General features: G+C 58.7%; 14 protein-coding genes. 10 read left to right on the forward strand and 4 right to left on the reverse strand.

The genetic code is table 11. The features are described from left to right. The first annotated feature begins 178 nt into the window (after positions 1 to 178). From BLW03_RS04310 to BLW03_RS04325, 4 genes are all read left to right on the forward strand, one after another. Positions 179 to 868 carry an SGNH/GDSL hydrolase family protein gene (locus BLW03_RS04310; protein WP_074652507.1) on the forward strand — a complete coding sequence of 230 codons (690 nt, stop codon included), beginning with the start codon at positions 179 to 181 and terminating at the stop codon, positions 866 to 868. 31 nt (positions 869 to 899) lie between these two features. Beyond that, on the forward strand, positions 900 to 2,192 hold the full coding sequence (locus tag BLW03_RS04315; RefSeq protein ID WP_074652508.1) for a helix-turn-helix domain-containing protein: 1,293 nt from the start codon (positions 900 to 902) through the stop codon (positions 2,190 to 2,192). Between the two features lie 62 nt (positions 2,193 to 2,254). Beyond that, on the forward strand, positions 2,255 to 3,889 hold the full coding sequence (locus BLW03_RS04320) for an FAD-dependent oxidoreductase (RefSeq protein ID WP_083350318.1): 1,635 nt from the start codon (positions 2,255 to 2,257) through the stop codon (positions 3,887 to 3,889). A gap of 191 nt (positions 3,890 to 4,080) precedes the next feature. Next, the gene (locus BLW03_RS04325) at positions 4,081 to 7,614 is read left to right on the forward strand and encodes a TonB-dependent receptor (protein WP_074652509.1); all 3,534 of its coding nucleotides are present in this window, start codon (positions 4,081 to 4,083) and stop codon (positions 7,612 to 7,614) included. A 118-nt stretch (positions 7,615 to 7,732) separates the two neighbouring features. Here BLW03_RS04325 and BLW03_RS04330 read toward each other — a convergent pair whose 3' ends face one another. Then, entirely contained in the window at positions 7,733 to 8,944 is a 1,212-nt protein-coding gene (locus BLW03_RS04330) for a glycosyltransferase WbsX family protein (protein ID WP_074652510.1), read from the reverse strand. Positions 8,945 to 9,238: 294 nt separating this feature from the next. Here BLW03_RS04330 and BLW03_RS04335 point away from each other — a divergent pair, with 294 nt between their 5' ends. Then, entirely contained in the window at positions 9,239 to 10,597 is a 1,359-nt protein-coding gene (locus BLW03_RS04335; RefSeq protein ID WP_074652511.1) for a hypothetical protein, read from the forward strand. A 238-nt stretch (positions 10,598 to 10,835) separates the two neighbouring features. Beyond that, positions 10,836 to 14,108: an outer membrane beta-barrel protein gene (locus BLW03_RS04340; RefSeq protein WP_074652512.1), complete on the forward strand. Its 3,273-nt coding sequence runs from the start codon at positions 10,836 to 10,838 to the stop codon at positions 14,106 to 14,108. Positions 14,109 to 14,349: 241 nt separating this feature from the next. Here the strand turns inward: BLW03_RS04340 and BLW03_RS04345 are convergent, their stop codons facing one another. Further along, entirely contained in the window at positions 14,350 to 14,877 is a 528-nt protein-coding gene (locus BLW03_RS04345; protein ID WP_244501957.1) for a TetR/AcrR family transcriptional regulator, read from the reverse strand. 9 nt (positions 14,878 to 14,886) lie between these two features. On the opposite strand from BLW03_RS04345, the gene BLW03_RS20970 reads away from it, so the two are divergent. Further along, positions 14,887 to 15,027 (forward strand): hypothetical protein, encoded by a 141-nt coding sequence (locus BLW03_RS20970; RefSeq protein ID WP_244501958.1) that lies wholly within the window; start codon positions 14,887 to 14,889, stop codon positions 15,025 to 15,027. A 39-nt stretch (positions 15,028 to 15,066) separates the two neighbouring features. Further along, positions 15,067 to 16,656, forward strand: coding sequence for a DHA2 family efflux MFS transporter permease subunit (locus tag BLW03_RS04350; RefSeq protein ID WP_074652514.1), 1,590 nt, complete (start codon positions 15,067 to 15,069; stop codon positions 16,654 to 16,656). Between the two features lie 155 nt (positions 16,657 to 16,811). Here BLW03_RS04350 and BLW03_RS21275 read toward each other — a convergent pair whose 3' ends face one another. After that, complete coding sequence (locus BLW03_RS21275) at positions 16,812 to 17,105, reverse strand: helix-turn-helix domain-containing protein (RefSeq protein WP_432279820.1); 294 nt, start codon at positions 17,103 to 17,105, stop codon at positions 16,812 to 16,814. Between BLW03_RS21275 and BLW03_RS20975 the strand changes: the two genes are divergently transcribed. Together BLW03_RS20975 and BLW03_RS04360 are read left to right on the forward strand one after the other, a co-directional pair. Further along, positions 17,079 to 17,291 (forward strand): hypothetical protein, encoded by a 213-nt coding sequence (locus BLW03_RS20975; protein WP_244501959.1) that lies wholly within the window; start codon positions 17,079 to 17,081, stop codon positions 17,289 to 17,291. The genes BLW03_RS21275 and BLW03_RS20975 overlap by 27 nt on opposite strands. Positions 17,292 to 17,933: 642 nt before the next feature. After that, positions 17,934 to 19,205, forward strand: a complete 1,272-nt coding sequence (locus BLW03_RS04360; RefSeq protein ID WP_074652516.1) for a right-handed parallel beta-helix repeat-containing protein — start codon at positions 17,934 to 17,936, stop codon at positions 19,203 to 19,205. Positions 19,206 to 19,428: 223 nt separating this feature from the next. On the opposite strand, the gene BLW03_RS04365 is transcribed toward BLW03_RS04360, so the two are convergent. Further along, a complete protein-coding gene (locus tag BLW03_RS04365) occupies positions 19,429 to 20,379 on the reverse strand; it encodes a 3-keto-disaccharide hydrolase (RefSeq protein WP_074652517.1) in 951 nt (316 codons plus the stop codon). Positions 20,380 to 20,408 lie beyond the last annotated feature (29 nt).

The following is a 20,408-nucleotide window of genomic DNA, read 5'->3' on the forward strand; positions in this document are numbered from 1 at the left end:
CACCTAAAGCACAGAGCTAACGGGTTACAGCAAGCGCCTCGCGGCTTCTGCAAAATCGGTTTTCGGAATACGTAATTAGCCATGGCGTAATGACCCTGCAACGCACGCTGGTTCAGCGCCGATCGTCGAACCAGCGATTGAGAAACGTAAAGTGGCGGTACAGGATTTGAGAAACGAAATGGGCTCTTGGGGAAAGCTATTACTGCTCTGTTTATTTGTCTCAAACACCGGGAGCGTATGGGCGGCAGTCGTTTGCAACGCGGGCTTTGCGGGTGAAAATAGCGCGCAGATCCTGATGCGACTGCCGCAGGCGCTCGCCGACTGCGGCGCACCCACTGAAGTTGTGATCTTCGTCGGCATGAATGATGCCGTGAATGAAAAGCGCTTCCTTACGCCTTTGCAGACAGCGGAAGCCGTGCAGCAAATGCTGCAGGTGATCGGCGCAGCGCACGCAAAGGCGCTGGTCGTAACCGTACATGCGCCCGACGAGGTCCGGTTGATGCAGCGGCATTCCCCTGGCGCGTTCGGGGGGTTAACCCCGGCAGAGCGTATCGACGCGACAAATCGTGCCCTACGGAAGGCAGCGCAGCGTGGCGGTGCAGACATCGTGGATTTCCATGCTGCACTCGCGCTTGCAGGCGGGGCCTCGACCAGTCAAAGTACGGATGGCGTTCACCTCACGCAGACGGGATATCGTCTGCTGGCCAAGACCGTCGCAGCAGCTTTACCTCGGGAGGTATCCGGCAGAGTTCTGTGCCTGGGAGACAGCCTCACCTTCGGTACGGGTGTTCGAGCGGCAGGTGAACCGGACGCGGGGTCCGAAAGCTATCCACAGCAGCTGAAGGCGATACTGAACGGCGCCTTGTGAGTGGTTTTCTCGCTCCGTTAGAATGCCGCGCATGGCTGTAATGCTGGTGCCCGCCGAGACTGAGCGAGAAACAGAACCAGGTGTGAAGGAGTCGCTTGCGCGGATGCTGGCGAGTCCTCAGTTCGCTCGCGCCGAGACTCAGCGTCGCCTGCTCCACTACCTATGGGAACGCCGGCACGACGCAATCAGTGAATATGCGATTGCCACGGAGGCGCTGGGGCGCAACAGCAACTTCGATTCGAACAGTGATGCCTCGGTCCGCGTACAGATCTCTCGCCTGCGACGGAAACTGAAGGACTACTACCTCGAGACAGGCGAAGCGGAACTGCTGGCGATACCCACGGGAACGCATCAGCTCACGGTGCTTGAACGTCAACCCCTCGAAGTGCCGGTCGAAGCGAGAGTGCTTCCTCCCCTTTCCGCTTCAGACTGGGTGCGTGCGCGTGTACTACCGTTGCTGGTCTGCCTGTGTCTCGTGCTGGCGGTCGCCCTCGGAACGACTTCGATCTTCCTTGTCCGGCAGATTCGAAAGTCACATGCGCTGGCGGCGCAGGCGCCGGCGACCCCAAATGCGTTCTGGCTGAGCTTCCTTGCTGGCGATGCGCCGATTCGGATCGTGCTGCCCACACCGGTGTTCTTCAACTTCAAGAACTATCCGTCGCTAAGACTGCGCTCCACCGAGGTCAACGATTTCGGTGCGGCGGCGCAGAATCCGGAACTGAAGGCAGTCATCGCGAAGATGGGTCCGGTCGGACTCGAACAGTCTTATACCGTAACCTGGGACACACTCGCGGCGATCCAAATCGCACGATACCTGGACCGCATCGGCGAAGGCAAGCGAGTGTCGTTTCAAGTGACACGGGACTCCTCGCTGCTGTCGCTGGAACAGGCCAACGTGATCGTGCTGGGCACCGACCACACACTGCAGCCCATGCACGAATACATGGAGAGCATGAATTTCACGCTGATTCCAGGCGAAGAGCGTGTCCTGAACGCACGGCCTGAGGGAAACGAACCCAAGGCCTACGTACGCCAATTACAAGGTGAGGAGAGGCATATCGAACCCTCAATCATTGCGGTCATGCCGGGGCGAGCGCCGGGCCTGAAGGTACTGATGCTGGAGTCTCGCGATACCTCCGGCATGGTCTCCCTGCTGGCTTCGAACGCCGGTTCGCACGCCGTTGAAGAAATGTGGCGGGCACATGGCTCCCCGCAGTTCTTCGAAATGGTTGTGATGACCGAAATGGAAGTCCATACGCCGCTGCGTAGCTGGCCCGTCACCATGCACGCATATACCAAGGTGGCTCCCTCAAAGACCCTGTAACGGGCCGTAACATACGGCTGGAAACTGTTCTGCCGGGGTGAGTCCATGGCAGCATCGGGCTCATGATGCGATCTCTGCGCTTCCTCCTGGTCCCAGCCCTCTTCGCCGCAGCTACACCAGCCTTAACAGCCGCTCCACGACCAACCTCAGCAGACCTCGTGGTCTACGGCGGCACTGCCTCCGGTGTCATGACGGCGTACTCCGCCGCGAAGCAAGGTCTCCGCGTCGTCCTGCTTGAGCCGACAGGCCACCTGGGTGGCATGGTCACCGGGGGCCTCTCCGCAACGGACTACGCATACTTCGGCATCATCGGCGGGTACACCCGCGAGTTCTATCGCCAGGCAGCCGAGCACTATGGCACGCATGATCTGCTTCACCCGACAGACTGGCTCTCGGAGCCGAAGGTCGGCGAAGCCATCTTCAACGCATGGCTCAAGACCGCCAATGTCGAGGTCCATCTCAACGAGCGCCTCAAGGAGAAAGGTGGCGTAGAAATGAGCGGAAAGCAGTTGACCGCCCTGGTCACCGAGGACGGCAAGCACTGGACTGGCAAGGTCTTTGCAGATTGCAGCTATGAGGGTGATGTGATGTCCTCCGCCCACGTGAGTTACACGGTAGGGCGCGAAGGCATGGATGCTTTCGGCGAAAGTCTTGCCGGCGTTCGTCCTGAAACGCCAAAGCACCAGTTTCTCTTCCCCACCAATGTCTACGACGATCAGCACAAGCTGCTACCAGAGGTCGACCCCGGCCCGCTGAAAGCCGGTGGCAGCGCGGACAAGAAGGTGCAGGCCTATAACTTCCGCCTGATCCTTACGGATGACAGCGCGAACAGGATGCCGTGGACCAAGCCCACAGGCTATGACGCCGCGCGCTTCGCGCTTCTGGCTCGCTACCTGAAAGACTATAAGGCGCACACCGGCCACGATCCGGTACTTCGCACGGTGACGAACCCCGTCTGCTTTGCCAACCACAAGTGCGATTTCAATAACAACGGAGCCTTCTCCACCGACTACCTGGGCAAGAGCTGGTCGTACCCCGATGCCAGCTACGCCGAACGCAGACGCATCTGGAACGACCACGTGCTCTATACGCAGTCGTTTTTCTACTTCCTGGCGACGGACCCGTCCGTGCCACAGTCCCTGCGGGACGACGCCAATAAGTGGGGCCGCGCGAAGGATGAGTTCACTGACACGGACGGATGGCCGCGTCAGCTCTACATCCGCGAGGGTCGTCGTATGACGGGTGCCTACATCATGCGCCAGGCCGATCTACAGACGGAGCGCACGAAGCCCGACTCGATTGCCATGGGGTCATACAACAGCGACTCGCACAACGTACAGCGTGTCGCCATGCCCGACGGCACCGCCTTCAACGAAGGGGATGTCCAGGTGGCGGTGCAGCCCTATGAGATCAGCTTCCGGGCCATTCTGCCAAGACCCGGCGAGGCGACAAACCTGCTTGTCCCAGTGTGTCTTTCGGCCTCACACGTTGCTTACTCCTCGGTCCGCATGGAGCCGCAGTACATGATGATTGGCCAGGCCGCGGGCGTCGCCGCTTCTTTGGCGATCAAGGGCAAGGAACCAGTGCAGCAGGTTCCTATCGATCAATTACAGGCAATTCTGAGGCGCGATAAGTCCATCCTCCATCTGGACCAGCAGGAGCCGCACGCCGTCTCGCGCATCCATCCCGAGCCGTAAGTCATTCATTTCTTTGACCGGTAACGTAACGTAACAGCTTGGAACTGGACTACCGTAGACTCACCCCGCACACTCGCCTGTCGAAAGCCGGAAGTGTTCCCATCCGTTACGAACGCTTCCGGCTCTTTGAGGCCACCATGAACCATTTTGCAGTCCGCAGATCTTTCCGACACCTATTTCTCTGCTTGACCATGCTCCTGGCCGCTCTTCCGCGCGGCAGTGCACAGGTCGCCAACGGATCCATCACGGGCCGGCTGACCGACAGCACCACAGCCGTGGTACCAGACGCAGACGTGACCCTCACGAGGACGGAGACTGGCCTCGTTCTCCATGGCAAGGCCAACGGCGATGGCATCTACACCTTCCCCGGTCTGCAGACCGGAACCTACCGCGTCACGGTCGCGCAGGCAGGCTTTAAGAAGGCCGAATCCACTGTGACGCTCGCCGTCGGCCAGGCCGCCCAGATCGACCTGACACTCGCAATTGGCAGCAGTACCGAAACGGTGACCGTGCAGGCCGCGGCAGGCGAGCAGCTCAACACTGACAACTCGACGCTGAGCTACACGGTAGGCGCCCGCCAGGTCAGCGAGCTTCCCCTCAACGGCCGCAACCCCTACGCGCTGGCGCAACTGAGCCCGGGCATCAATCCCGGCGGCAGCTTCGGTACCGGTGTCAGCACAACACGCGGAGCACTGGTCGCCGCAGCTACGAACAACTTCTCATCGAACGGCGGTGTGTCCGGCAACAACGAGATTCTGATCGACGGCATCTCGGTCACACTCTGCTGCCAGGGCCAGCCAGCCCTGACGCCCAGCGCGGAAGTCGTCGATCAATTCAAGGTCATCACTTCAAACCCCGGTGCGCAGTTTGGCCGGTCCAGCGGCGGCTTCCTGAACATCGTGACGAAGAGCGGCGCAAATCGGATTCACGGAACCCTGTATGACTTCCTTCGCAACGACAAGCTGGACGCTGCGAATTTCTTCCAGAAGCGCTCCGGCATCTATCCGCTTGCCAATCATGCGGACTTCCGATTCCCGCATCGTTATAACCAGTTCGGAGGCTTCGTCAGCGGCCCCGTCTTCATCCCGAAAATCTACAACGGCAAGGACAAGACCTTCTTCACCTTCGGGTATGAAGGCCAGCGGAATCTTACGTACGCTGCGCAGATCCTTACTGTGCCGACCGCGCTGATGCGCAAAGGTATCTTCACGGAGAACGGCGCCAACCTGGTCTATGACCCGTACAGCACCACGCAGGTGGGCAACAACTACAACCGCACACCGCTGCCCGCAGGCTGTAACGCCAACGGCTGCTTTGGCACGGGCCAGGGCGTGACCACGCTGAACCCTCTCGCGGTAAAGCTGCTATCGCTCTATCCTCTGCCGAACGGTCCGGGACTGACGAACAATTACACTTTTGCGCAGCCAACCTCGGATGTGGACGACCAGTACAACTTCCGCATCGACCATAACTTCTCCGCGGCAAATCGCATGTTTCTCCGCGGCACTCGCGGCACGAACTCGCACAATGAAAACGACCTGCTCAACGGCGCGTTCAGCGGAACGAACAGCATTCACCAGGTTATCTCCGGCTACCTGTTCGCTGCCAGTGATAGCTGGACCATTTCGCCTTCCATGCTGCTGCAGGTTACCTACGGCTTTGCTGCGCAACGGAACATCCAGCTGCCTGGCAACTACACTGTCCCCGCAGGCACGTTTGGCTTCTCCTCCAACTTCCAATCGGAACAACAGACCACAGGCACGCCGGTCGTCAGCGTCAGCGGCTTTCAGCAGATCGGCAATGCCACAAACTCGAATCAGTGGAGCCATTACACGCACAGCCTTGTGCCGTTCCTGGTGTGGCAACTTGGAAAACACAGCATGACGATCGGCTATGAAGGCCGCCTGATCAACGAGATGGAACAGGGCTACGGAAATCCCCTGGGCAACCTGACGTTTGACTCCACGCTGACGCGCGGTGCGAATGCTGCAAACGGTGTCTCGGGCAACCCGGCACAGTTCGATACGATTGCCGCGCTGCTCCTGGGCGTGCCGACAAACACTACGCTGCAGCGGCAGGCGACGCTTGCGTTGCAGCAGTGGTATCACGCGATCTACGCGCAGGATGACTGGCGCATTCGCAACAACCTCACGCTGAACCTTGGTCTACGCTACGACCGCGATCAGGCGTTCACAGACCGTCACAATGCGTGGGCGGCGCTGAACCTGCAAGCTGCCAATCCGTTGTCTACAACGGCGCTACCCTTCACCGGCGGTGCGCAGTACGTCGGAGCCAACGGCAATCCCCGCAACTTCTGGAATAACTACAACAAGTTCGGGCCGCGCATCGGCTTTGCCTATACTCCGAATCCCACGACCGTTGTGCGCGGAGGTTTCGACGTGCTGTATCTGCCGTCGACGCAGCGCATCTACGGTGGCACCGCAATTGGCTACTCGCAGACCACGCAGCAGACCTACACCTACACACAGCGTCCCACCACGCTGATCGACAATCCTCTGCCCTCGGGCGTCCTTCTGCCCGCAGGTTCTGCGGCAGGCGTGCAGGTCGGCACCGGCAGCAGCGTCTCCGGCCTGCTCTACAAGAACCCGCAGCCGTACTACTCTCAGTGGAACATCGGTGTCGAGCAGCAGATCAACAGCGGTATCGTGCTGCACCTGAACTATGCCGGCAGCAAGGGAACACACCTGCCCATCGGCTATCGACCGAACGATCTGCAGCCGCGCTATTGGGGTGCTGTTGGCGATCCCGGTAATGCGCAGTCGGCCTACCTTACCGCGCTTGTTCCGAACCCGCTCTTCGGTCAACCGGGCGTGAGTGGGACATTGGCAACGCCGACCGTGCAGCGGCAGCAGTTGCTCGCGGCCTACCCGCAGTACGGCCCAAACACCGGGCTGTCCAACGGTTCGCTCAACGTCCTACAGGACGACATCGCATCGTCCACCTATCATGCCTTCCAGGCCTTCGTGACGATGCGTACGTCGAACCTGTCCGCCATCGTCAGCTACACCTGGTCTAAGCTGCTTGGTAACACGACGGATATCACCACCGGTGGCTTCAATGCCAATGGCCAACCAGGCGTGCAGAACTTCTACCGCTATGACCTTGAGCGCTCCGTGCAGCCCACGGACATCCCGCAACGCATCGTCGGCAACCTGAACTACACACTCCCCTTCGGCCATGGTCAGAAGTTTGGCGCCAACCTTCCCGGATGGGCCAACCAGGCTGTTGGTGGATGGAAGTTAAACTTCATAGGTTTCATTCAAAGCGGATACGCGCTGGGCATTACGCAAACAGGTGGTGCGGCGTACTCAGGCGGTCGGCCAAGCTTCGTCCCTGGTATCAATCCGCTGACATCGGGTGGCATTCACCAGAGACTCGGCGGCGGAGCAGCCTTGGGACAGACGCAGGGCTTCTTCAATCCGGCCGCATTCCGACTGTCGCAGGCATTTGAACTCGGCAACGTGCCGCGCTCCTCCGGCCTGATGCGCGGACCACGCGGCTTCCAGGACGACATCTCGGCGATCAAGGATTTCCCAATCCACGATACGGTTGCACTGCAGTTCCGGCTGGAAGCCTTCAATCTACTGAACCGCGTGCAGTTTGGTCTGCCAAACCAGCAATTCAACTCCGCGACATTCGGACAGATTACTTCCCAGTACAACTTGCCTCGTAACGTGCAGGTTGCACTGAAACTGAACTTTTAGAGAGGTCGCTAAAGACCGTGCAAAACCGAGCGGGCTAGACCTGCTCGCGTTTTCACATGTGAGAGAGTAGCCCGTTGATTCAGGGAGTCCGCGTGCATCCGCGTTAGAGAACATTTTCTTACGAACGAAAAAACACCCTGCGCACCGCATCAAGATAAGCTGCGCCGTTTTGCGTGTCCGGCTCAAGATAGCTGCCTTCGGTCCATTCGTTCCACGAATTGAGCGTGATCAACCGCTTCCCTTCAGGCAGCTTCGACATTGCAAACTCCTTTGCAGAACGCAACGACTCCTCAAAGTCCCGCGGCGTATTGTTAACGACCACCGACGTGAATGGATACCCGCTCACGCGAAAGTTGTCCGTCTGGCATGTGCGTGGCGATGCATCCCAGCCCACCGTGACGTTCGGGAAGTATGGGCAGCCCAACTCCGCCGCGGCGTGATCTCGGTACCTTTCGTACTGCTGCCGCACGTCCGCATACTCTGTCGTCAACTTACTCGCAAGCTGTGCATGATGAATCCACACGTAGGACGTTGTGCTGTCCACATGCAACTGTTTCAGCAATTCGGGCAGGTTCTTCACGTCCGCTTCGCCGGGCAATAGCTTCACGCCCCACGTCACTGCATTTATGTGGACACCCTGGAAGCCTGCCGCTATCGCCTTCTGCCGTAGCACATCCAGCGAGGCTGCCGCCTGCGACACGCCTCCCATCCCCTGGACGAAACGAAACATCTCATAGAGTGAGAAGTAAGGTTTGCCGCCGATCTTCAAATATGAAGGGTGCCGGAACAACTCCACCACTCGATCACACATTGCATCGAATGCTTTCCGCGACACGCCACCGTGATACTGCACATCTCCAGAGCTATCCAGCTTCGCAGGATGCAGATCGATCCAATCATGGTTCGCCCACATCAGTGCAAACTTCACATCCTGAGCGTTCTCTGCTTTCAGGTACCCTTCGTCCAGCGCTCGGTTGAGAAACGGCCCGTCCTCATACCAATACCAATCGAAGATCAGCGCATCCACACCGTGATCCTTCGCCGCAGCAATCTTCTTCTTGAAGACCTCCGGCGCCGCCTCGTCGCCGTAACCCCACACTGGCACCTTCGGTTGATGGTGCCCCGGAAACTTCGGCTGTGCCGCCTTCACCAGGTTCCATTCCGTCCATCCCGCGCCGTGTGCCTTCTCATTTCGTGGATCGACATGAAAGTTGCCAAAGTAATACGCTGCAACGACGATGTCATCGTCTGGCCTCGGCGCCAGTCCTGAAGCGCTCCCTGCGTTCAGCAATACCGCACCGGCTCCGACGATAAAATCACGGCGATCCATAGTTCTCCTGACTTCGTTCTCAACTTTCTCCGGAGCACCCTTGGCCCGTGAATCCGTTGCTGCGATTCCTACAAAACCAATGACCTCCGACCGGGCGGCAACCAGAGGCTGCGAGACGGACGTCGGCGTGACAGAGCGAATGCCATTCCATCCTCGTCTCGCCGCCGCACGTGCTGTCAATGTCCAGCAGGAACGGTGCAGGTGCGGTGCGGTATCATTGCTCCTCTAAGAAGGCTTCCGCGTCTTGTGGTCGCGCGAATGCGTCGTTCCAGGGACGGGAACTTGAGGTGTGCAATGCTTGCCGTAAATGAACTGGACACCACCGGCGAGCAGTCACTCGAAACGCAGGAGCGCATCGCCCAGGCTCTCGATCACATCTTGCGCAGTCCCAGATTCAAAGACAGCCAGCAGCTCCAGAGCCTCCTCCGCTACGTTGTCGACGAATCCGTTAAGGGCAATGAAGACGGGTTGAAAGAGCGCATAATCGGCATCTACGTCTTCGGCCGGCGCCCCGACTATGACACCACCGGCGATCCGATCGTTCGCTCCCGCATGGGCCTTCTTCGCAAACGACTCGCGCAGTATTATGAAAGCGACGAAGGCGACGAAGCGCCCATTCAGATTGTTATCCCAAACGGGACCTACCGGCCCGCTTTTATCCTCCGTCCACTTGCCAAGGAGTCGCGGAGAGAGACAGCCCCCGCAGAAACAGTGTTCGTGCCCGCAGCGATCCCGCTGGAGGCGATGAGCGCCGCACCAACATTTAGCGCTCCCGCCCCCGTCGTGGCCGTCGCCGACTCCACCAGTGTCGTCTTGTCCTACCCGAAGAGAAACCCGCTCTTGAAGGCCGCGATCGCTGCGGTCGTCTTCGCGCTCGTCGCATCCGGAATCTGGTGGTCCTTGGTGCGGCCGCAAAGAAATTTACTGGAAGCGCTGTGGTCGCCGATCATCAGTGGAAAGCAGCCCATCTACATCTACACCGGAACCATGCCGGTCTACGAACCGGGCTCGCCGCCCGACGAGGCCTCCTCCCCCACTGACCTCTACTGGCCCATCCGCGTCCCGGACGCGCCTCCCGTGGATCTGCCGGAGACCGGCCCCGAGCGCGTGTATTCCTACGGCGAAGGCATGCTCACGGGTTCCGTCTACGCAGATGTCCGCGTCGCTGCATTCCTCTATAAGTACAACCGCACGCCAGTCCTGCGCACCGGCCCCAACCTGCCCTACATGGACCTCAAAGGATCGCCCCTTATCCTCATAGGCTCATTCGACAACTACTGGACCCGCGTCATGAACGAAAGCCTTCCCTTTTACTTCGACCGCGGCTTCGGGATTCGCGAACGCGACGGCACGCATCGCCGCTGGTACAACCCCCTGAAGGCCGAGATGACCCCGCGAATGATGGATGACTACGCCCTCATCTTCCGCGTAATGGACTCCAAGGCTGGCGCCCCCGTCCTCGCCATCGCTGGACTTTCCACTTGCGGCACACATGCCGCCGCCGACTTCGTCACCGACCCGACGCAGAAGAACACCCTCGCGAACATCTCTCGCGCCGATCTCAAGAGCAAAAATATCGAACTCGTCCTTCACACTTCCCTGGTGAAATGCGCTCCCACCTCCGTCGAGATCATCGCCAGCAAGGTCTGGTAGCCAGCACGCACGACATCGGGCCCCAAAGACAGTCGGCTACTCAAAGTGCCCGGAACGCGACGGGCAAATGAGCCAGGCCACTAGTCGATGGAATTTTCCGCTGGAAAGTTGACTGTACGCACCGCACCGTACCTACACCATACCTACCCGTCGTTGACAGCCGTTTCCGCCAAACCATAGTTGTGAGTCCTCGTACGTGCGGGTTTCACAAATGGAATTTTGGGGAGAAGTCAGAGACATGGGTACTAAATCACTTCAAGAGAACATGCCGACACCGGCAGATCGGCATCGGGAGGCACTCCGGGTACGGAACGCAGGCCAGAAGCAAGCGGCGCTTGCCGGCTTTGTGCTTCCAGCGCTGCTTTCGACTATCGCCGTAATGACAGTTCCGGCGCGGCAGGCACATGCCCAGACAAACCTTGCCACGATCACCGGAACCGTTACCGACGCCGGCGGGGGCGGCCTTCCCAACGCCAGCGTCAGCATCCAAAACACCGACACCACCGCCGTCCGTGTCGTTATGACCGATGCGAATGGTTTCTACACCGCGCCCTCACTCACGGTCGGCAATTACAAGATCACCGTATCTGCCCCGGGCTTCGCCACGGCCGTGCAGCAGGCAGCCCTTAGTCTTGGCGGACTCAGCCAGAACATCCAGATGAAGGTTGGCAACGTTTCCGAGCAAGTCACAGTATCGGCGACCTCGGGCGCCGTAGCCCTGCAGACTGAGAGCCATGACCTCGCCACCTCGGTCGACAGCGTGCAGCTGACTACCCTGCCCAACGGTAGCCGCAGCATCCTCAGCATCGCCACACTCGGCCCAGCCGCCCAGGCCGGCACCGATGCCAGCACTTCCGCGGGCGACCAGAGTTTCTACCAGCAGACCAGCAATGCCGTCATCCTCTCTGGCCTCGGGCCCAACCAGACGCAGTTCCTGCAGGACGGTATTGACAACACCAACCTCCTCACCCAGACCGCAAACATCCTGGCCTCAGTCGAAGCAGCGAAAGAAGTCAACACAACCTACAGCAACGCCCCCGCTATCTTCCGGCAGCCGGCTATCGTCAACGCCATCACCAAGAGCGGCTCCAATTCCTTCCATGGCACCGTCTACGACTTCCTCCAGAACGACGCAGCAAATGCGAAGAACTACTTCGCCACCACGAAGCCGCCGGTCCGCTACAACCTCTTCGGTGGCAACCTTGGTGGTCCTATCTTCAAGAACAGGATTTTCGGCTTCTTCGACTACTCAGGCCTGCGCAGCCATTCGTCCAGCCTCTCCCAGAACCGCGTGCCAACCGCCGCCGAGCGGTCGGGTGACTTCTCTGCTGACCCAGTGATCTACAACCCCGCCACCTACAACTCGGCAACGGGCACGTCCCAGCCGTTTGCTAATAACAAAATCCCCACACTCAGCGCGTTTGCCCAGTTATGGCTCCAGAACTATCCGCTTCCCAACGCTCCGCTCGTCAACAACATCAACTACCGAACGAACTTAGCGTCCGTCAGCAACTACGACGAATACCTCGCCCGCGGTGACTGGAACGTCTCCTCAAAAAATCAGCTTTTCGGCACCGTCGCACGCTTCTCCAGTTCGGGTGGGGCCAACACGATTACGCCCGGACTCTTCGGTATCAGCGTGCCCCTGACCGGTACCAACGCCTCCATCACCGATACGCAGATCATCAATGACCATCTCGTCAACGCGCTCAAGATCGGCTACAACCGCAGTAACCTGTTCCGCACACAGCAGGGACTCGGCGCTAAGAACTACGCGAACTTCTACGGCCTCAATAACCTCAATCCTTCCCTGAGCATCTCCACCCCGCCCGCTATCGGCGTGAACAACTACACCTCGCTCGGCGATCCCTATTCGCCGCAGGGTGCCATCCAAAACCGCTACCAGTTCGCCGACCAGGTCACTTGGACCCGAGGCAATCACACCATCACCTTCGGTGGGGAGTTCATCCGCGTCCAGTTCAACGGCACGTGGGTCGTCACCAACAACGGCAACTACAACTTCGACGGATCAGCGACCTCGCAATACGTCGCTGGCAAGCGCAGTTCCACCAATCAGGGCAACGCTCTCGCCGACTTAGAACTCGGTTTCCCCAACACTGGCAGCGGTCTCGTCGGTACCTCGGCCGGTGCTTTTCGAGAGTTCGACGTCTCCGGCTTCCTGCAGGATGACTGGCGCGCAACGCCGCGACTCACGCTCAACATTGGACTGCGGTATGACTACGTCAATCCGCCTACGGACAAGAACAATCGCGGCGCACTCTACTCGCTCGCCACTAACTCCAACCGCCCCGGGTCATGGAACGCCAACTATGGTGACTTCGGCCCGCGTGTCGGCTTCTCCTACAAGGCCAGCAACAGCACCGCTATCCGAGGCGGCTACGGCATCTACTACGCTCCCATCCTTTACAACAATCTGCAGTTCATGCTGCTTTATTCACCAAACGTCGTAGCACAGAGCTACAGCCTGAACATCGCAACGCCCAGGAATATCCAGGACTTGTTCATCGCCAACCCGCCATCGGTTCCGGGGCAGGGCGGCTACTCTATCAATCCGACGCTCAAGGACACCTCGACACAGGAGTGGAATCTCGACGTCGAGCGCACGCTCGGCAGCAGCACCATGCTCACCGTGCAATACCTCGGCAATGTCACACGTCACCAGTCCGCACGCGCCGATCTCAACCAACCCATCGCATTTTCGCCGGGCAACACTACTGGCAAGCTCGACGTGCGGCCTTTCCCAAACGCAGGCCCCATTGACGGCCAGCTCAACGCTTACAGTGCGAACTACAACGCCCTCGGTGTAAAGCTTGACCGCAAGCTTTCGCATGATTTCCAGGTACTCGTGGCCTACACCTATCAGAAGGCGCTGAACGTGATTGACGGCGACAACAGCAACCAGCAAAACCTGTACCGGCCCAGTCTTACCTATGGTCCCGCCAGCTTCAATCGGAAGCACGACATCAACATAAGCCCCATCTATTACCTGCCATTCGGCCCCGGCAAGCGCTTCCTCAACTCCAACAACATCTTCAACCGTGAGATCGTCGGTGGGTGGGAACTTGCGGGCCTGCAGTACTTTGCGTCGGGCCAGCCAATCAGTGTGACCGCGAACAAAAACGCTGATACAAGCCCCTATGGGAACGTCTATGCCAATCTCACCTGCAGCAGTCCGACCGCCAACTTCCACCGCACGCGCTTCAACATCTTCAATCCTGGTTGCTTCGCACAGCCTGCCAACGGGCAGTATGGCACCACGCGCTCAGTCGGCTCGCAACCCATGATCTTCCAGACAAACTTGTCCGCAATTAAGAACTTCCAGATCTACGGCGAACACCAACTACAATTCCGCGCTGAAGCTTTCAACCTCTTCAACCACCCACTCTTCAGCACGGGCGGCGGTGGCGTCACTTCCCCAACACTGGGCGTGGCCACGTCGCAATCCAATAGCCCACGCAGCATGCAGTTCGCACTCCGCTACTCCTTCTGACTCACGCTGCAAAGAGCCAGCCAACACTGCGAGCTCCTTGCAGTGTGTCGTAGCGAAGCCTTGGTGCGGCTTGAAACGAGCCATGACCGATTGCCAATCGATGTACCGATGATTGGCAATCGCTGGCTGCATCGACGATGGTTTACGTGGCTTCACGACGCACAGCAATCCACGCTCTTCCGCATGCTCGCAACGAACAACGACCAATCCACGCACTGCAGCTTCGATCATGCCAAAGGACTCAGCGCTCGAATTCGCTGTTTCGGGGCTTCATAAGCACCGTATCCAGAATCAATTCCAGAGCCTTCTGCGCGTGCAGCAACGGTTCCTTGCGCCGCTCAAGCCGGCTCAGCATCACGGCGCCCTCTAGTGAAGTCATCACCGTGTTCGCCAGCCAGGCTACATCCGCGTCAGCGGCCAACTCACCCGCAGCAATCGCCAGCTCCAGGATCGAAACGATACGGTCACGCCAGGCTTTGAACGCTTCGCGCACCAGCCCGCGTAGCCTCTCATTGCCATCGTCCGCATCAATTGCCGTGTTCATCAGCGGACAACCACCCGCCACCGCTGAAGGTGTATGAACGAAACGTGCAATCAGAGCGCGCAGCGTTTCCATCGGGCTCTCACCTTGCGGCACACCTGACGTGCGCAGCTTAACGGAAGCTTCCACCGAGTAACGGAACGAGGCCTCCGCAATCTCTTCCTTGCTCGAAAAGTGTCGGTAGATGCCGCCCTTTTCGAGCCCCGTTGCCTCCATGATGTCGCTCATGCTGCACCCATGGAAGCCACGTCGATTGAAGAGGGGCGCTGCCCGTTCAATGATCGTCTGCCGCGTTTCTTCACCTTTGGTCATCAGTCCTCAAGCATACCGCGCATTATTTTTGAACCCTGCGTGCCGCGACAAGAATCAGATGCATAAAAGCGACCGTTCGGTTTCTTTTAAAGGAGCTATCGAGACGTGAGTGGAGCAACGCGACAAGCTATCAATCCTTGGGTCATCGCCCTCACCGTCACCATTGCCACCTTCATGGAGTTGCTTGACACCTCGATTGCAAACGTTTCCTTGCCATACATTGCTGGTGGCCTCGGACGCTCCTTTGATGAAGTCACCTGGATACTCACCACGTACCTGGTTGCAAACGCCGTCGTCCTGCCAATGTCCGCATGGCTTTCGCGCGTCTTCGGGCGAAAAAACTACTATATGGCCTGTGTCGCGCTCTTTACGATCACTAGCTTCTTCTGCGGCATCGCGCCAACACTCGGAGTCATGCTCATGGCCCGTGTGCTGCAAGGTATCGGCGGAGGAGGCCTGGCGCCAGTCGAACAAGCTATCCTCGTCGATACGTTCCCACCCGCGCAGCGAGCCAGTGCATTTGCGCTCTACACGATAGCCATCGTCACCGCACCCGCCATCGGCCCGGTCCTCGGCGGCTGGATCACCGATAACTACAACTGGCGCTGGGTCTTCTTCATTAACATTCCGGTTGGTATTCTTTCGCTGCTCCTTACCAACCGCTTCGTGCACGACCCCGACTCCTTTCAGAAGGAACGGAACTCTGTTCGCATAAACGGCAGGCTCAATATCGACGGCATCGGAATCGCACTCGTCGGTGTCGGTTCCGCCGCACTCGAGATTCTCCTCGATCGCGGCCAGATCGAAGACTGGTTCGGCTCTACCTTTATCTGCTGGTGCGCTTTCATCGGCATCTCCTGTCTTACTGCTGCCGTCTGGTGGGAACTGCGCACACCGGACCCGATCATCGATTTCCGTCTGTTGAAGGTACGTAACTTTGCTATCGCGAATGTCTTCTACTTTGTCTTCGGGATCGGCCTCTTTGCATCAACGACAATGATCCCGCAGATCCTGCAGTCTCTGTATGGCTACCGCGCTATCGACGCCGGATTGGTGCTCGGCCCCGGTGCCTTCGTCATTACGTGTCTCGCTCCGGTCGGCGCGCAGCTCGTGCAACGCGGCATCATCAAGCCAAAGAACCTGCTCTTCGGCGCAGTTCTCACCGTGGGCTACGCCTTCCTCCACTACAGCCACTTCAACCTGCAGACCGACTATAAGCACTACGCCCTGGCCCGTGCCTTACAAGGCCTTGGCTACGCCTTCTTCTTCGTACCACTCTCCGTCATTGCCTACTCGCAGCTCTCGCCGGCGCAGAATAACAAAGCGTCGTCGCTGACGAACTTCTTTCGAAACTGGGGTGGCAGCTTCGGCATTGCCTTTGTCACCACCATGTCCGAGCGTCGGCAGGACTTCCACCAGGACCGTATGGCTGCCAACCTGACCGACTCGTCACTCAGCCTTCACCAATCCATTCAAAGCACTGCCACCTATCTCCAGGCCCACGGCTACGCTGCAGCCGACAGCATCGCAGCCGCGACCTCGCGCTACTATGACCAGCTCTACGCCCAAACCAGGCTACTGGCCTTTATGGACTGCTTCCACCTCATGGGCGTCCTCACATTGGTAGCCGCTCCACTCGTCCTATTCACCGCAGGTCTCAAATCTGGCGCCAAAGCTCCAGAGGGCGGCCACTGATCCGATCTCTTCGCTCGGGAGAAAAACACCGCAACACTTCGCGTCCGCGAGTCCCCGGCCAGGCCTACCTGATGATTCCGCAGGACGAGGAAGGTCGCCAGATGGATCGGCGAGTTCTTACTGAGTGACCCAGGACCTCTGCGTCTGTATCGGAACTAGCGACGCTCGGCCCAAGCTGCGGGATTCGATAGTTCCCGTGCCTCGGTCTTGTGAAGCTGTCGCACTAGACGTTGTGAAGCGGAGTAGCACGAGCATGCCCGGCCAATCAGACCCTCCCGATCCTGAATCCATAACCGGCCTCGGCGGTAGTCAATGAGGCCGCCCGTCTTCAGCGCTGCTGCAGCGAGATTGAGTGAGGACCTCTGGACACCGAGGATCGAAGACAGAGCCATCTGAGTCATTGCGAAGGTCTGAGACCCTAGTTGATCAGCAAGGCTCAGAAGCCACATCGCGAGCCGCTGATCGATTCCATGCAGCCTGTTGCAGGCGGAGATCTGGTCGTGGATTGCCAGTTGGTACTGGAGGTGGTCGAGAATGAGTGCTCGGACCGCCGAATCGCGCTCGAAGAGTTGCCGCATCCTCTCGAGGGGAATGCAATAGCTCGCACCAGCCGTCACTGCCACACACCTGGCTGAAGAGGTCCGATGTCCCAACAGGGCAAAGCAATTGGCAACATCCTCAACCCCTAATAATCCGACCGCTACTGCTTCAGCTTCTTCTGTGGTCACCATCTGGGCGGCAACCACGCCGACTGGAAAGAAGACATTTCGTGGCACCGCATGGGCCCTGGAAAGAGCATGACCTAAAGGAATGTGAACGCATCGTGCCTCTGCAAGGAGTGCTGCGCGAACCTCTTCAGGAGCGCAGTCAAGGAGCCGGTTACCGGTAACAGTCATCCCGCCTTAGAGCTTCAAAAACGGAGAAGAGTTTCATGGCGAACGCGCTTGGTAGAAAAAGCTCTGACTTTGGAAGTGAGCAGGGGCGGGCTACGGCAACACCGTTCTCGAGGCTGCGTCGGACAGTGTCGAGCATCTATTGCGAAAGTGGAAGCTCCCCCCTAAGTCAACTCACGCATCGGCTTGCTTCCGTCAGTCGCCTAACGCCTACAGTTGCATATTGTCGTTGAAGAGTGCTACCGCTGCGAGTAGCATGACGACGCTTTCCTGTCTCCAATCGCAGCTGTCTCCTGAAGCGCTACAACCTGGAGCTTTGACTCATAGGTTGTATCTGTTTCCCCGGCTTTCAGTGGAACTACAACGAATCCTCTGAGGATGACAATGAAGTTTCTGAGCTATGCTCTTGCAGGCACCATCGCCCTTTCGTGCGGTCTTACCGCAGCTGCTACGACCCTCTGCGTAACAGTCAGTGGGGGCGGTTGCTATCACCACATCGGCGCTGCTATCGCTGCGGCAAACCCCGGCGACACTGTCGTGATTGTGCAAGGTACTTTCCACGAAGAAGTGATTATTAATAAGCCGCTATCGCTTACTTCAATTGACAATGGTGTCATCGATGCGAGTGGTTTTACCAACGGCGTGTTCATCGATGGGATGAGCAATCCCGGGCTCGCCTCAGTCCATATCTCCAAACTGACGATCAAGAACGCCAAGCACGAGGGCGTCCTGGTGCTGAACGCGTCCTATGTGAGCGTGTCCGACAACACGGTGAAAAACAACAACACGTCACTCGCAGGTGGCAATTGCCCCGATCTGCCAACCTATGAACCAGGCGAAGCGCAAGACTGTGGTGAAGGCATCCACTTACAAGCGGTCGATCACAGTATCGTCACCAACAATACCGTCACAGGGAACGCCGGTGGCATTCTCATCTCCGACGACAGCGGCCCCACACACGACAACCTGATCAGCTTTAATGACGTGCACGACAATCCGAATGCCTGCGGCATCACCATGGCGTCGCACGTGCCCGCACCGAGCACGGGAGCAGCACTACCCTTCGGGGTTTATCACAACACGGTGTTCGGCAATCGCTCTCTGCGCAATGGTGCAGGCATCGGCGGTGGCGCGGGCTTTGGTATCTTCGCCTCGATCCCGGGGGCAAAGACGTATGGCAACGTGGTGGTAAGTAACTTCGCCAAGGACAATGGCCACCCCGGCATCGCCATGCACGCCCACGCACCGGAGCAGCAACTGAGTGACAACATGCTCGTGGGCAACACGCTGATCGGCAACGGCGCCGACACGGGCGACGCAGCGACGGCGGCTCCCACAGGCATCAATGTGTTCTCCGGCGTTCCCACCACCAATGCCAGCGGCAACATTCTTTCGGCAAACACCATGCTGGACGAAGGGATCGATGTCGCCGTGAAGAATACCCAGGCTGTCACGGTGCAATTTAACAATCTGCTGGGCAAAGGCATTGGCGTCGCCAACCTTGGTACGGGCGCCGTCGACGCAACCAACAACTGGTGGGGTTGCATCTTCGGACCAACACTTGCTCCAGCCATTTGTTCGAAGACCTCGGGCGCGGTCTCCTCCTTGCCGTGGCTGCTACAACCAGCCAAGATCGAGCCTGGCTTCTGGAAATGAGCAGATGCGGACTGGGTCGTTGCCAGCACCAATGCCGACTGCCGTCAGCCGTATTGGCCAGACTCCATGCTCTTCGGCGACTCGACTGGCGGAACGCGAGTGGCCGGCCGGAGCGCCTGGTCGCTCTCGCGCTTCAGCGAGCGCCATAGACAGTCCAGGCAAAGCGATTGCGGTATGCATGTTGCCTCAAAACGTGCGCCGAATCCGGCAAGGAGAGCAGGACCTAGTTCAGCTTCTTTACTGAGACGGCCCGCACCCACAAATCGCCAGTGGCTTCGGATTCAATGCCGATCTTGCCTGAGCTTCGGAAGAACCGACTGTCGTTGTCGATCATTTGTGTGACCATGTGTCCGTTAAGGAAGATCGACGTTGAGTGGCCGAGAGCGACAACGACAAACTGGTTCCAGTCATCCTTGTGAAACCAGGAGTCAAGTACGTCTTTAGTGGCAATTTGCGCGAGTGACTTCACACCGTCAGAATCTGCATAGAGCGCGTACCCGGGACGGGCGATGATGCCGCGGCCGCCCTGCTCGTAGTTCATACCGCTGAAGTTATTGTTACGGTCAAAGTCCACCTGTGGTCCGGCCATATCCCACTTAGCCTGGGACGCACGAGTTGGGGCGATACCAGGATTTGCGCAGGCGGGCGGACGTCCTGGAGCCATGCTGGTCCCTGCTTGCCCCGTAAAGCCGCTGGGTGGCACACCACCGGCAGGGCGTTGCCGAGCAGGAAAGCGGGTTCCCGCAGCAGCAGGGTCCGCAGCAATGTAGCTGCGGAATTGCATGCCACCGTTGATGTTGCCCGTACCCTTCATCTCATATTTCAATATGAAGTCGCCATACTCACCCGTGTCCGTAATTGCGTACACCGTTCCGGTGGGCTTCTCACAAGTAGCGGCGATGTGGATGGCCCCATCCTGGATATCCCAAAGCCCCTTATCGAAGTCCCATCCCTTCAGGCTTCCGTCGAATAGGGACGTAAATCCGTTATTGTCCGCGAAGTCAAAGGCCGCCGGGCCGCGTCGTGCAGGGCTTTGAGGTCCCGTACCCTGGGCCGTGGCTGGTGTAGCTGCAGTCTGGCCATTCGAGGCAGGTGTCTGCGCAATGGCGGACATCAGGCTCATGAGCAGCAGGCTTGTGCCAAGCATGACGCGGCGTTTTCCAAGCAAGTCCATTGATCGTTTCTCCTGTTCGTGCCGGCGTG

Origin of the sequence: Terriglobus roseus, from assembly GCF_900105625.1 — a bacterium.
In the GTDB taxonomy this organism is placed as follows: Bacteria; Acidobacteriota; Terriglobia; order Terriglobales; family Acidobacteriaceae; genus Terriglobus; species Terriglobus roseus_B.

Bases quoted from the DNA above. Each gene is read 5' to 3' on its own strand.
- BLW03_RS04360 (WP_074652516.1), top strand. From the start codon at position 17,934: ATGAAGTTTCTGAGCTATGCTCTTGCAGGCACCATCGCCCTTTCGTGC.
- BLW03_RS20970 (WP_244501958.1), top strand. From the start codon at position 14,887: ATGGAAGCCACGTCGATTGAAGAGGGGCGCTGCCCGTTCAATGATCGT.
- BLW03_RS04365 (WP_074652517.1), bottom strand. From the start codon at position 20,379: ATGGACTTGCTTGGAAAACGCCGCGTCATGCTTGGCACAAGCCTGCTG.
- BLW03_RS04340 (WP_074652512.1), top strand. From the start codon at position 10,836: ATGGGTACTAAATCACTTCAAGAGAACATGCCGACACCGGCAGATCGG.
- BLW03_RS04315 (WP_074652508.1), top strand. From the start codon at position 900: ATGGCTGTAATGCTGGTGCCCGCCGAGACTGAGCGAGAAACAGAACCA.
- BLW03_RS04320 (WP_083350318.1), top strand. From the start codon at position 2,255: ATGATGCGATCTCTGCGCTTCCTCCTGGTCCCAGCCCTCTTCGCCGCA.
- BLW03_RS04325 (WP_074652509.1), top strand. From the start codon at position 4,081: ATGCTCCTGGCCGCTCTTCCGCGCGGCAGTGCACAGGTCGCCAACGGA.
- BLW03_RS21275 (WP_432279820.1), bottom strand. From the start codon at position 17,105: ATGTGGCTTCTGAGCCTTGCTGATCAACTAGGGTCTCAGACCTTCGCA.
- BLW03_RS04335 (WP_074652511.1), top strand. From the start codon at position 9,239: ATGCTTGCCGTAAATGAACTGGACACCACCGGCGAGCAGTCACTCGAA.
- BLW03_RS04345 (WP_244501957.1), bottom strand. From the start codon at position 14,877: ATGAGCGACATCATGGAGGCAACGGGGCTCGAAAAGGGCGGCATCTAC.
- BLW03_RS04330 (WP_074652510.1), bottom strand. From the start codon at position 8,944: ATGGATCGCCGTGATTTTATCGTCGGAGCCGGTGCGGTATTGCTGAAC.
- BLW03_RS04310 (WP_074652507.1), top strand. From the start codon at position 179: ATGGGCTCTTGGGGAAAGCTATTACTGCTCTGTTTATTTGTCTCAAAC.